This window comes from Streptococcus sp. 4155 (assembly GCF_013276695.1).
In the GTDB taxonomy this organism is placed as follows: Bacteria; Bacillota; Bacilli; order Lactobacillales; family Streptococcaceae; genus Streptococcus; species Streptococcus pseudopneumoniae.
The window spans coordinates 76,444-89,346 of record NZ_VMLM01000052.1 but is presented as its reverse complement, the minus strand read 5'-3'; the positions used below and the strand labels follow the sequence as shown (position 1 = coordinate 89,346).

The window sequence follows — 12,903 nt, the reverse complement described above, 5'->3', positions numbered from 1 at the left end:
AGCCGCTAACAGCTGAAGAGAAAGCCTGTAACCATGCGCTATCTAAGGAGAGAATCAAGGTTGAGAATATTTTTGACAGAGTATAGTAGATTGAAACTAGAATAGTACACCTCTACTTCTAAAACATTGTTAGAAATCGATTTGACTGTCTTGATCGATTTGTCCTGTTCTTATTTCATTTCACTATAAAAACGTTTAAAATATTTTCAACAACCTATCGAAATCATCGTAAACGCTTCGGATTACGAATGAATTTGATTGCTGGTATTATCAATCATGAACTAGGATTCTAGTTTTGCAGGAAGTCTAATAAAAGTAAAGGAAATCTAGTGCGAGTAAAAATTAATCTCAAATGCTCCTCTTGTGGCAGTATCAATTACCTAACCAGTAAAAATTCAAAAACCCATCCAGACAAGATTGAGGTTTTAAAGTATTGTCCCAAGGAAAGAAAAGTAACCCTACATCTTGAATCTAAGTAGATTTTATGGTAAAATAATAGGGATTGTAAGGAGTTTGATATGTATAACCTATTATTAACCATTTTATTAGTATTATCTGTTGTGATTGTGATTGCGATTTTCATGCAACCAACTAAAAACCAATCCAGCAATGTATTTGATGCCAGCTCAGGTGATTTGTTTGAACGCAGTAAAGCACGCGGTTTCGAAGCTGTGATGCAGCGTTTGACAGGGATTTTAGTCTTTTTCTGGCTAGCCATTGCCTTAGCATTGACGGTATTATCAAGTAGATAAGAAAATAATGGGCAGGACTAGGTCTTTGCCTCTTTTTGTTTTTATATTCTTCAAAAATCTCTTCAAACCACGTCAGCTTTCATCTGCAATCTCAAAACAGTATTTTGAGCTGACTTCGTCAGTTCTATTCACAACCTCAAAACGGTGTTTTGAGCAACCTGCGGCTAGCTTTTTAGTTTGCTCTTTGATTTTTATTGAGTATGAAAGGATGTTTGAGAAGGTTTTACAGTAAAAGAAAATTAAAAAATCTAGAAAGAAAATATGAAAGATAGAATAAAAGAATATTTACAAGATAAGGGAAAGGTGACTGTTAATGATTTGGCTCAGGCTTTGGGAAAAGATAGTTCCAAGGATTTTCGTGAGTTGATTAAAACCTTGTCCCTAATGGAAAGAAAGCATCAGATACGCTTTGAAGAAGATGGTAGTCTGACATTAGAAATTAAGAAAAAACATGAGATTACCCTCAAGGGGATTTTTCATGCCCATAAAAATGGCTTTGGCTTTGTTAGTCTGGAAGGCGAGGAGGACGACCTTTTTGTAGGAAAAAACGATGTCAACTATGCTATTGATGGTGATACCGTTGAGGTAGTGATTAAGAAAGTCGCTGACCGCAATAAGGGAACAGCAGCAGAAGCAAAAATTATTGATATCTTAGAACACAGTTTGACAACTGTTGTAGGTCAAATCGTTCTGGATCAGGAAAAACCTAAGTATGCAGGCTATATCCGTTCGAAAAATCAGAAAATCAGCCAACCCATCTATGTTAAGAAACCAGCCCTTAAACTGGAGGGAACAGAAGTTCTCAAGGTCTTTATCGATAAATACCCAAGCAAGAAACATGATTTCTTTGTCGCGAGTGTTCTCGATGTGGTGGGACACTCAACAGATGTCGGAATTGATGTTCTTGAGGTCTTGGAATCAATGGACATTGTATCCGAGTTTCCAGAAGCTGTTGTCAAGGAAGCAGAAAGTGTGCCTGATGCTCCGTCTAAAAAGGATACGGAAGGTCGTCTGGATCTAAGAGATGAGATTATCTTTACCATCGATGGTGCTGACGCCAAGGACTTGGACGATGCGGTGCATATCAAGGCCTTGAAAAATGGAAATCTGGAGCTTGGTGTTCACATCGCAGATGTTTCCTACTATGTGACCGAGGGGTCTGCCCTTGATAAGGAAGCTCTTAACCGCGCAACTTCTGTCTATGTGACTGACCGTGTGGTTCCAATGCTTCCAGAACGACTATCTAATGGAATTTGCTCCCTCAATCCCCAAGTTGACCGTCTGACCCAGTCTGCCATTATGGAGATTGATAAACATGGTCGTGTGGTCAACTATACCATTACACAAACAGTTATCAAGACCAGTTTTCGTATGACCTATAGCGATGTCAATGATATCCTAGCAAGCGACGAGGAAAAGAGACAAGAGTATCAGAAAATTGTTCCTAGTATCGAACTTATGGCCAAACTTCACGAAAGGCTAGAAAACATGCGTATGAAACGTGGAGCCCTCAATTTCGATACCAATGAAGCCAAGATTTTAGTGGATAAACAAGGTAAGCCTGTTGATATCGTTCTTCGTCAGCGTGGTGTTGCCGAGCGGATGATTGAGTCTTTTATGTTGATGGCCAATGAAACAGTTGCCGAGCATTTCAGCAAGCTGGACCTACCTTTTATCTATCGAATTCACGAGGAGCCTAAGGCTGAAAAGGTTCAGAAGTTTATTGATTATGCTTCGAGTTTCGGTATTCGAATCTATGGGACTGCTAGTGAAATGAGTCAAGAGGCACTTCAAGATATTATGCGAGCAGTTGAGGGGGAACCTTATGCAGATGTATTGTCCATGATGCTTCTTCGCTCCATGCAGCAGGCTCGTTATTCGGAGTATAATCACGGGCATTATGGACTTGCGGCTGACTATTATACTCACTTTACTAGTCCGATTCGTCGTTATCCAGACCTTCTTGTTCACCGTATGATTCGTGATTACGGCCGTTCTAAGGAAATAGCAGAGCATTTTGAGCAAGTGATTCCAGAGATTGCGACCCAGTCTTCCAACCGTGAACGTCGTGCCATTGAGGCTGAGCGTGAAGTCGAAGCCATGAAAAAGGCTGAGTATATGGAAGAATACGTGGGCGAAGAGTACGATGCGGTTGTGTCCAGCATTGTCAAGTTTGGTCTCTTTGTTGAATTGCCAAACACAGTTGAAGGCTTGATTCACATCACAAATCTACCTGAATTTTATCATTTCAATGAGCGTGATTTGACTCTTCGTGGGGAGAAATCAGGAACAACTTTCCGTGTAGGTCAGCAAATCCGTATCCGAGTTGAAAGAGCCGACAAGATGACGGGTGAAATTGACTTCTCTTACATCCCAAGTGAGTTTGATGTGATTGAAAAAGGCTTAAAACAGTCTAATCGTAGTGACAGAGGGCGTGGTTCAAATCGTCGTTCAGATAAGAAGGAAGATAAGAGAAAATCAGGACGCTCAAATGATAAGCGCAAGCATTCACAAAAAGACAAGAAGAAAAAAGGAAAGAAACCTTTTTACAAGGAAGTAGCTAAGAAAGGAGCCAAGCATGGCAAAGGGCGAGGGAAAGGTCGTCGCACAAAATAAAAAGGCGCGCCACGACTATACAATCATAGATACGCTAGAGGCAGGGATGGTTCTGACTGGAACTGAAATCAAGAGTGTACGAGCTGCTCGAATCAATCTCAAGGATGGCTTTGCCCAAGTAAAAAATGGAGAGGTCTGGTTGAGCAATGTCCATATCGCTCCTTACGAAGAGGGCAATATCTGGAACCAAGAACCAGAACGTCGTCGTAAACTCCTGCTCCATAAAAAGCAAATCCAAAAGTTGGAACAAGAGACTAAAGGGACAGGAATGACCCTGGTTCCTCTTAAAGTCTATATCAAAGACGGTTATGCCAAGCTTCTTTTAGGTTTAGCTAAAGGGAAGCATGACTACGATAAGAGAGAGTCTATCAAACGTCGTGAGCAAAACCGCGACATCGCGCGCGTGATGAAAGCTGTTAATCAGCGATAAAAAGAGGAATTGAAAATGGAAAAATTAGTTGCCTATAAACGCATGCCTTTGTAGACTAAAGAAACCATGCCTGAAGCTGTTCAGCAAAAGCACAATACAAAAGTTGGGACTTGGGGAAAATTACTGTCTTGAAGGGAGCTCTCAAGTTTATTGAATTGACAGAAGAAGGGGAAGTTCTAGCTGAACACCTCTTTGAAGCAGGGGCAGATAATCCCATGGCACAACCACAAGTCTGGCACCGAGTGGAAGCTGCCACAGATGATGTGGAATGGTACTTGGAATTTTATTGTAAACCTGAGGATTATTTCCCTAAGAAATACAATACCAATCCTTTTCATTCAGAGGTTCTAGAGGCCATGCAGACAGTAAAACCAGGGAAAGCTTTGGATTTGGGTTGTGGTCAGGGGCGCAATTCTCTTTTTCTAGCCCAGCAAGGTTTTGATGTGACGGCTGTAGATCAAAATGACCTGACCCTTGAAATCTTGCAAAGTATTGTGGAGCAAGAAGATCTGGACATGACTGTTGGTCTTTACGATATCAATTCAGCTAGCATTGGGCAAGAATATGATTTTATCGTATCAACTGTTGTTCTCATGTTTCTACAAGCAGACTGCATTCCAGCTATTATTCAAAATATGCAGGATAAAACCAGTGTTGGTGGCTATAATCTTATCGTTTGTGCTATGGACACGGAGGATTATCCTTGCTCAGTGAACTTCCCATTCACCTTTAAAGAAGGGGAATTGGCAGACTATTACAAGGATTGGGAATTGGTTAAGTACAATGAAAATCCAGGCCATTTGCACCGTCGCGATGAAAATGGCAATCGTATTCAACTACGCTTTGCGACCATGCTAGCCAAGAAAATCAAATAAAAATGAATGAAGATTAGGAATTTTCCTGATCTTTTTTCTTTTTTACGAATAATATAGAAAAGGAGGGAAATCATGTTTGTTGCGAGAGATGCTAGGGGAAAATTGGTAAATGTGTTAGAGGATAAGCTTGAGAAGCAAGCATACACCTGCCCAGCTTGTGGAGGTCAGCTTCGTTTGCGTCAAGGACCAAGTGTACGGACCCATTTTGCCCATAAATCCTTAAAAGACTGTGATTATTCCTCTGAAAATGAAAGTTCAGAACATCTGGCCAATAAGGAATCACTTTATCACTGGTTGAAAAAAGATTCAGAGGTTCAATTAGAATACCTGCTTCCAGAACTTAAACAGATTGCGGATGTGTTTGTAAATGGCAATCTAGCTTTAGAGGTTCAATGTAGTTCCTTGCCACAAAAAGTTCTTAAAGAGCGCAGTGAGGGTTATCGTAGCCAGGGTTACCAAGTACTGTGGCTACTGGGAGAAAAACTTTGGCTCAAGGAGCGTTTGACTCGTCTGCAACAAGGTTTTCTCTATTTTAGTCAAAACATGGGCTTTTATGTTTGGGAAGTAGACAAGGGAAAGCAGATTTTAAGGCTTAAATATCTCATACACCAGGATCTTCGAGGTAAACTCCATTATCAAATCAAGGAATTTCCCTGTGGTCAAGGTAGTCTACTGGAGATATTACGTTTTCCCTATAAGAAACAAAAAATATCTCATTTTACAGTTTCTGAGGATAAGGACATCTGTTGTTATATCCGGCAACAACTGTACTATCAAAATCCCATTTGGATGAAAGAACAAGCAGAAGCCTATCAAAAGGGAGAAAATGTCCTGACTTATGGGCTGAAAGAATGGTATCCACAAATTCGACCACTAGTAGGTGATTTTTGCCAAATTGAGAAGGATTTGACCAGCTATTATCAGTATTTTCAAATCTATTACCAAGAAAATCCTCAAAATGATTGGCAAAAGCTTTATCCACCAGCCTTTTATCAGCAATATTTCTTGAAAAATATGGTAGAATAGAAAGGATGGAGGAATCTAATGGTATTACAAAGAAACGAAATAAATGAAAAAGATACATGGGATCTATCAACGATCTACCCAACTGACCAGGCTTGGGAAGAAGCCTTAAAAGATTTAACAGAACAGCTGGAGACAGTAGCCCAGTATGAAGGCCATCTCTTGGATAGTGCGGATAGCCTACTCGAAATTACTGAATTTTCTCTTGAAATGGAACGCCAGATGGAGAAGCTTTACGTTTATGCTCATATGAAGAATGATCAGGATACACGTGAAGCTAAGTATCAAGAGTACTATGCCAAAGCAATGACACTCTATAGTCAGCTAGACCAAGCCTTTTCATTCTATGATCCTGAATTTATGGAAATTAGTGAAAAGCAGTATGCTGACTTTTTAGAGTCTCAACCAAAATTGCAGGTTTATCAACACTATTTTGACAAGCTTTTGCAAGGAAAGGATCATGTTCTTTCACAACGCGAAGAAGAATTATTAGCTGGAGCTGGAGAAATCTTTGGTTCAGCAAGCGAAACCTTCGCTATTTTGGACAATGCGGATATTGTGTTCCCTTATGTCCTCGACGATGATGGTAAGGAAGTTCAGCTATCTCATGGGACCTACACACGTTTGATGGAGTCTAAAAATCGTGAGATTCGCCGTGGGGCCTATCAAGCCCTTTATGCGACTTACGAACAATTCCAACACACCTATGCTAAAACCTTGCAAACCAATGTTAAGGTGCAAAACTATCGTGCTAAAGTTCGCAACTACAAGAGCGCTCGTCATGCAGCCCTAGCGGCTAATTTTGTTCCAGAAAATGTTTATGACAATTTGGTAGCAGCAGTTCGCAAGCATTTGCCACTCTTGCATCGTTACCTTGAACTTCGTTCAAAAATCTTGGGAATTTCAGATCTCAAGATGTACGATGTCTACACACCACTTTCATCTGTTGAATATAGTTTTACCTACCAAGAAGCCTTGAGAAAAGCAGAAGATGCCTTGGCAGTCTTGGGTGAGGATTACTTGAGCCGTGTTAAACGTGCCTTCAGCGAGCGTTGGATTGATGTTTACGAAAACCAAGGAAAGCGTTCAGGTGCCTATTCTGGTGGTTCTTACGATACCAATGCCTTTATGCTTCTTAACTGGCAGGACAATCTGGACAATCTCTTTACTCTTGTTCATGAAACAGGTCACAGTATGCATTCAAGCTATACTCGTGAAACGCAACCTTATGTTTACGGAGATTATTCGATCTTCTTGGCTGAGATTGCCTCAACGACCAATGAAAATATCTTGACGGAGAAATTATTGGAAGAAGTGGAAGACGATGCAACGCGCTTTGCTATTCTCAATAACTTCCTAGACGGTTTCCGTGGGACAGTTTTCCGCCAAACTCAATTTGCTGAGTTTGAACACGCGATTCACCAAGCGGATCAAAATGGTGAAGTCTTGACAAGCGATTTCTTAAATAAACTCTATGCTGACTTGAACCAAGAGTATTATGGTTTGAGTAAGGAAGACAATCCGGAAATCCAATACGAGTGGGCTCGGATTCCACACTTCTACTATAACTACTATGTATACCAATATTCAACAGGCTTTGCGGCGGCCTCAGCCTTGGCTGAAAAAATTGTCCATGGTAGTCAAGAAGACCGTGACCGCTATATCGACTACCTCAAGGCAGGTAAATCTGACTATCCACTTAATGTCATGAGAAAAGCTGGCGTTGATATGGAGAAGGAAGACTATCTCAACGATGCCTTTGCAGTCTTTGAACGTCGTTTGAATGAGTTTGAAGCCCTTGTTGAAAAATTGGGATTGGCGTAAGATGGTTGAATCGTATAGTAAAAATGCCAACCATAACATGCGTCGCCCTGTCGTCAAGGAAGAAATTGTAGACTTGATGCGTCAGCGTCAAAAGCAAGTCACAGGTTCCTTGAAAGAATTGGAAGACTTTGCCCGCAAGGAAAATATTCCCATTATTCCCCATGAAACGGTTGTTTATTTCAGGTTTCTCATGGAAACCATGCAACCTAAAAACATTCTGGAAATTGGGACGGCTATCGGTTTTTCAGCTCTCTTGATGGCAGAGCATGCGCCAAATGCTAAGATTACAACCATTGACCGTAATCCAGAAATGATTGGTTTTGCCAAGGAAAATTTTGCCCAGTTTGACAGTCGCAAGCAAATCACTCTCCTAGAGGGAGATGCGGTAGACGTCTTATCTACACTGACAGAGTCTTATGATTTCGTCTTTATGGATTCTGCCAAGTCTAAATACATCGTCTTTCTGCCAGAAATCCTCAAACATTTGGAAGTTGGAGGTGTGGTTGTCTTGGATGATATTTTTCAAGGTGGTGATGTTGCCAAGGACATTATGGAAGTTCGTCGTGGCCAGCGAACCATTTATCGAGGACTTCAAAGACTATTTGATGCAACCTTAGACAATCCAGGACTCACCGCAACATTAGTACCTCTGGGGGACGGCATTCTCATGCTTCGTAAAAATGTAGCAGATGTTCAATTGCCTGACAGCGAATGATTTTCAGAAAAATTTAAGAAAATATAGTAAAATAGATAGAGTAACACTTATCTCAAAGGAGTAGACATGAAGAAAAAACTATTGGCAGGTGCCATTACACTATTATCAGTAGCAACTTTAGCAGCTTGTTCGAAAGGTTCAGAAGGGGCAGACCTTATCAGCATGAAAGGGGATGTCATCACAGAACATCAATTTTATGAGCAAGTGAAAAGCAACCCTTCAGCCCAACAAGTCTTGTTAAATATGACCATCCAAAAAGTTTTTGAAAAACAATATGGCTCAGAGCTTGATGATAAAGAGGTTGATGATACTATTGCCGAAGAAGAAAAACAATATGGCGAAAACTACCAACGTGTCTTGTCACAAGCAGGTATGACCCTTGAAACACGTAAAGCTCAAATTCGTACAAGTAAATTGGTTGAGTTGGCAGTTAAGAAGGCAGCAGAAGCTGAATTGACAGATGATGCCTATAAGAAGGCTTTTGACGAATACACTCCAGATGTAACGGCTCAAATCATCCGTTTGGACAATGAAGATAAGGCCAAAGAAGTTCTCGAAAAATCAAAGGCAGAAGGTGCTGATTTTGCTCAATTAGCCAAAGATAATTCAACTGATGAGAAAACTAAAGCAAATGGTGGAGAAATTACCTTTGATTCTGCTTCAACGGAAGTACCTGAGCAAGTCAAGAAAGCCGCTTTCGCTTTAGATGTAAATGGCATTTCTGATGTGATTACAGCAACTGGCACACAAGCCTACAGTAGCCAATATTACATTGTAAAACTCATTAAGAAAACAGAAAAATCATCTAATATTGATGACTACAAAGAAAAATTAAAAACTGTTATCTTGACTCAAAAACAAAATGATTCAACATTTGTTCAAAGCATTATCGGAAAAGAATTGCAAGCAGCCAATATCAAGGTTAAGGACCAAGCCTTCCAAAATATCTTTACCCAATATATCGGTGGTGGAGATTCAAGCTCAAGCAGTAGTACATCAAACGAATAGTCCAAATCAATAAGTCAGGGAAAAAACTCGACTTCAGGAAAAAATGAAGTAAATCTTCCCACAATAAAACGCATAGTACAAGGTTTTCAATACCTGATATTATGCGTTTTTTGATTTTAAAGACTTTTTGACCAGCCTCATTTTTTAACTTGCTACTCAGTGAAAAGCAAAGATTAAACTAGAAAGCTAGCTGTAGGCTGCTCAAAGAACAGCTTTGAGGTTACAGATAAGACTTATGAGGTCACCAACATATATAATGTGACGCTGACATGGTTTGAATAGATTTTAGAAGAGTATTAGTTGGAAGTTTTAATGGATAATGCAAGATTCCATAGAATGGGTAAGCTAGAGTTCTTATGTGAAGAGTTTGGACATAAACTTTTACTTCTTCCTCCCTACTCATCTTATACTCAATGAAAATCAAAGAGCAAACTAGGAAACTAGCCGCAGGTTGTACTTGAGTACGGCAAGGTGACGTTGACGCGGTTTGAAGAGATTTTCGAATAGTATTAGTATAGAAAAGTGAATCTGAACTAGTACATCACTGCTTCTAAAACACTCTTATAAATTGATTTAAATTCTCAAATTACATTATTCAGTTCTTATTTCATTTTGCTCTACAATCCTGTTGAGAAGACACGTGTTCATATCAAAAAGGTATTGGCAAGTTGCAATACCTTTTTACGAGGCTCTTTTGTCTTATTTTTGTTTCAACTGACTATATCTCCTATGGTTCTAATTCAGAAGGCTAGGCTATAATTATGATTGATAAGAAGTATCATTCCAAGTATCAAGAGTGAATGTTTCAAAATCATGGGTTTCTAGAATGGTTAGGCTGGCATTTGCTAGACCGCCATCTTTACGAAGAAGTGGTTCTTTATATCCTAGAAGAGTACGAAGACTGGCAGTAAGATTAGCACCGTGACCGACAATTAGAATACGCTCAGCTGGACTATCTTTTAATGATTTGATAAATTGGATGGTCCGTTGCGTGGTGCTATAGAGGGATTCGGCTCCAAACATTTGAGTGTCAAATTGAGCAAGATTAGATCGGAAAGCTTTGATTTGTTGCGGGTAAATAGCTTCCAAGGTTGCAATTTTCAAACCTTCCAACTTCCCAAGTTTCCATTCACGGAGATTAGGGACACTTTCTAAAGAACAGGGCGTCTTGAGTTGACTTTGGATAATCTCGGCAGATCTGACCGCTCGAGGTAAATCACTTGAATAAATTTGATCAAAAGGAATTTCCTTGAGATATTGGCCAAGTCGTTTTAGGGTTTCAATGGATTCAGGAAGAAGAGGAGAATCACCGCTAGCACCTTGAAAACGACCTTCTTGGTTCCAGACCGTACGACCGTGGCGGACAAAGTAGAGTTTCATTACTTGCTGTCCTCCAAAATATCTACAAAGTCAGCCTTTACAAAGCTAGCCAAGTCTTGTGGCGCGACGATAATGCTATGACCAACTTCCCCAGCAGAAACAATCATTTGATTCAAGTCGAGAGCGATTTTATCGATAAAAATGGGGTAATTATGTTTTTGACGAATACCAACAGGATTATTGGCTCCATGAATATAACCTGTTGTTTTTTCCAAGTCCTTTTGTGGAATCATGTTCACTTTTTTATTGCCAGAAATTTTGGCTAGTTTCTTTTCCGACAGGTGTTGAGTGATAGGGACAATTCCAATAATCGGTCCTGTCTTGTCTCCTAAAAGAGCCAAGGTTTTGAAAATCTGATCTCGTTCATAACCTTGAGGCAGCTCTCCTTCCAGGGCATTGATTTGAATCCCCTGATGTGGGATGCCTGCTTTCGACAGGATTTGTTCCACCAATGTTTTTTTGATTTTTACTTTTTTTGCCATTATTTATACTTATCCTCCAATTGGCTCATCCAAATACCAAGCCAGATTCCCAGCGCAAAGAAGAAGGCGATGATGACATACCCAACAAGAGAAAGGCCAGTGTATTGGATACTTTCAGCGTTTCCTGCATTTGGAATTAAGATCAAAAGGGTACTTGATAGGACGATACCGATGATGAAATGATAGACGCGTGAGTGGTAGTTGTTTAAGGCATAATCCATCAATTTTGAAAAAACGATGAGAGTTGCACCTGCACCAATTCCAATCGGAAAGAAGGTTCCCAAGAGATCAAAAGTTTTAAAACCAGTCAACATAGGAGCATAGAGTCCCAAAATCAAAAGTAAATTTGATGGGCTGAGGCCAGGAACCAAGACGCCAAGGGCCAATAGTGCGCCTGCTAGGACGAAGTTAAGAAAGCTGGCGCTTAAGGTTCCAACGACAAAATTTAAGGCATAGAGTCCTAAACCAGAAATGATAAAGGTTGTCCAGAACCAAGCTAAATCAATCTTGTCTCGGTCAGATTCTCGAGTTGATTCCTTGAGTAGGCTAGGAACAGTACCAATGATAGCCCCCGCAAAGCTCCATAAGACAAAGACCTGATAATTTTCAAGCAGGTATTCAATCGGGTAGGAAAATAAGCCGATTCCCAGAAGCATACCGATTGCAACTGGAATAAAGTACAAAACATTTTCTTTAAAGTCTTTAAAGGGATGGGCCAGAAAACCAATCATTCGTTCATAGATTCCTAAGATTGCTGCTAGAACCCCTCCGGAAATTCCCGGTAAGATAAATCCAAGAGCAATCACAATCCCTTTAATAAGGCGTGCTAACCATGAGAGCATATAGTTCCTCCAACTATTTCTATTTCAAAAAATCCTTACTATATTGTATCACAATCAAACACAAAAAGAAAAAGCAAATGCTAAACAAATGCTTTTAAGGTTTTAAAAAGAGTTTTCTAAAGGTTTCTTCTTTGTTTTTTAAGGGAGAGATGACGTTGATATCCAAATTGTGGTCAAAGCCGGCAATTTTCCCTTTAGATGTGTATTGGTGGATGTCATAATCTAAATCAGTTTTAGGACTGCTCTCAAAAAATCCTGAGTCTGAGCCGTAGGACGGAATCCAAACAGAGGTAAACTTGCCTGTATCAATACTATGTTCTTCCATGAAGTAGACACCAACGTAGATTCCGATGTTTTTAGCACCTAGTGATGCTAGTTTTGCTCGAAAGGCTTCAACACCCTCGTTCATATTGGACATGGTTTTGTCTTCTACGTCTAGCCAATAGTAACTAGGGCTGTAAGGAGAGGCAGCATTGTAGAAAACTTCGGCAGCCTTTTCCATTTCTTGGACACTTTTTCCAGCGACATAAGCGTAGACAGCAACTGGGACATTCCGCTTTTGAAGTTCAGTGATATGACTCTTATAGGCCTTATCTATTCCATTGATAAAGGAAGCATCATTTTCTTTTGTCGTTTGAGCACCACTGTGAACACGAACAATAGTGCCTGAAATATTTTGTGAGAGGGCATCGTAGTTGATTTCCTCAGGACGCTGCCAGCCAGAGAGGTCAATAATCGGTTTGTCTAAGTGTTTCAAAGCCTGTGCTTCAATCTGTGCTATATTGGATTTTGTTTTAAACGATTGGTTGTCATTAAGTGGGCGATTGATGATTAAAATGAAAATTATAATCCCAAAAAAACCAAATAAAATAAGTGGATGAATTTGTTTTCTCATATCTCATAATTTTACCTTAAAAATGAAAAAAAATCAAAAAAAATGGGTTAAGGAAAGGACT

12 protein-coding genes and 4 pseudogenes are annotated in these 12,903 nt (G+C 39.9%); 12 read left to right on the top strand and 4 right to left on the bottom strand.

Features of this window, described 5'->3' with window-relative positions; genetic code table 11:
* The 12 genes and pseudogenes from HT715_RS07175 to HT715_RS07120 all read left to right on the top strand — a co-directional run.
* A pseudogene (locus HT715_RS07175) lies at positions 1 to 83 on the top strand (IS5/IS1182 family transposase); the annotation flags it as partial.
* A gap of 102 nt (positions 84 to 185) precedes the next feature.
* A pseudogene (locus tag HT715_RS07170) lies at positions 186 to 293 on the top strand (IS5/IS1182 family transposase); the annotation flags it as partial.
* A gap of 36 nt (positions 294 to 329) precedes the next feature.
* Complete coding sequence (gene rpmG / locus HT715_RS07165; protein ID WP_001809104.1) at positions 330 to 479, top strand: 50S ribosomal protein L33; 150 nt, start codon at positions 330 to 332, stop codon at positions 477 to 479.
* A gap of 39 nt (positions 480 to 518) precedes the next feature.
* The gene (gene secG, locus HT715_RS07160; RefSeq protein WP_000282517.1) at positions 519 to 752 is read left to right on the top strand and encodes a preprotein translocase subunit SecG; all 234 of its coding nucleotides are present in this window, start codon (positions 519 to 521) and stop codon (positions 750 to 752) included.
* A gap of 261 nt (positions 753 to 1,013) precedes the next feature.
* Entirely contained in the window at positions 1,014 to 3,368 is a 2,355-nt protein-coding gene (gene rnr, locus HT715_RS07155) for a ribonuclease R (RefSeq protein ID WP_138699641.1), read from the top strand.
* Complete coding sequence (gene smpB, locus HT715_RS07150) at positions 3,331 to 3,798, top strand: SsrA-binding protein SmpB (RefSeq protein WP_001051744.1); 468 nt, start codon at positions 3,331 to 3,333, stop codon at positions 3,796 to 3,798. Before rnr ends, smpB begins: the two co-directional genes overlap by 38 nt.
* A gap of 66 nt (positions 3,799 to 3,864) precedes the next feature.
* Positions 3,865 to 4,673: pseudogene (gene tehB / locus HT715_RS07145) on the top strand (SAM-dependent methyltransferase TehB).
* A 72-nt stretch (positions 4,674 to 4,745) separates the two neighbouring features.
* Positions 4,746 to 5,699: a competence protein CoiA family protein gene (locus tag HT715_RS07140; RefSeq protein WP_172922875.1), complete on the top strand. Its 954-nt coding sequence runs from the start codon at positions 4,746 to 4,748 to the stop codon at positions 5,697 to 5,699.
* 18 nt (positions 5,700 to 5,717) lie between these two features.
* A complete protein-coding gene (gene pepF / locus HT715_RS07135; protein ID WP_000244148.1) occupies positions 5,718 to 7,520 on the top strand; it encodes an oligoendopeptidase F in 1,803 nt (600 codons plus the stop codon).
* A gap of 1 nt (position 7,521) precedes the next feature.
* A complete protein-coding gene (locus HT715_RS07130) occupies positions 7,522 to 8,235 on the top strand; it encodes an O-methyltransferase (RefSeq protein ID WP_007285038.1) in 714 nt (237 codons plus the stop codon).
* Positions 8,236 to 8,301: 66 nt separating this feature from the next.
* Entirely contained in the window at positions 8,302 to 9,243 is a 942-nt protein-coding gene (gene prsA / locus HT715_RS07125) for a peptidylprolyl isomerase PrsA (RefSeq protein WP_166731318.1), read from the top strand.
* Between the two features lie 306 nt (positions 9,244 to 9,549).
* Positions 9,550 to 9,645, top strand: a pseudogene (locus HT715_RS07120) (IS630 family transposase); the annotation flags it as partial.
* Positions 9,646 to 10,002: 357 nt separating this feature from the next.
* Here the strand turns inward: HT715_RS07120 and HT715_RS07115 are convergent.
* The 4 genes from HT715_RS07115 to HT715_RS07100 form a co-directional block, all read right to left on the bottom strand.
* Positions 10,003 to 10,623, bottom strand: a complete 621-nt coding sequence (locus HT715_RS07115) for a histidine phosphatase family protein (RefSeq protein WP_172922874.1) — start codon at positions 10,621 to 10,623, stop codon at positions 10,003 to 10,005.
* Positions 10,623 to 11,105, bottom strand: a complete 483-nt coding sequence (locus HT715_RS07110; RefSeq protein ID WP_023938144.1) for an aminoacyl-tRNA deacylase — start codon at positions 11,103 to 11,105, stop codon at positions 10,623 to 10,625. The genes HT715_RS07115 and HT715_RS07110 overlap by 1 nt, the downstream gene beginning before the upstream one ends.
* A complete protein-coding gene (locus HT715_RS07105) occupies positions 11,105 to 11,947 on the bottom strand; it encodes a DUF368 domain-containing protein (RefSeq protein ID WP_023938142.1) in 843 nt (280 codons plus the stop codon). The genes HT715_RS07110 and HT715_RS07105 overlap by 1 nt, the downstream gene beginning before the upstream one ends.
* 94 nt (positions 11,948 to 12,041) lie before the next feature.
* The gene (locus tag HT715_RS07100; RefSeq protein ID WP_138707286.1) at positions 12,042 to 12,842 is read right to left on the bottom strand and encodes a glycoside hydrolase family 25 protein; all 801 of its coding nucleotides are present in this window, start codon (positions 12,840 to 12,842) and stop codon (positions 12,042 to 12,044) included.
* Between the last annotated feature and the right edge of the window lie 61 nt (positions 12,843 to 12,903).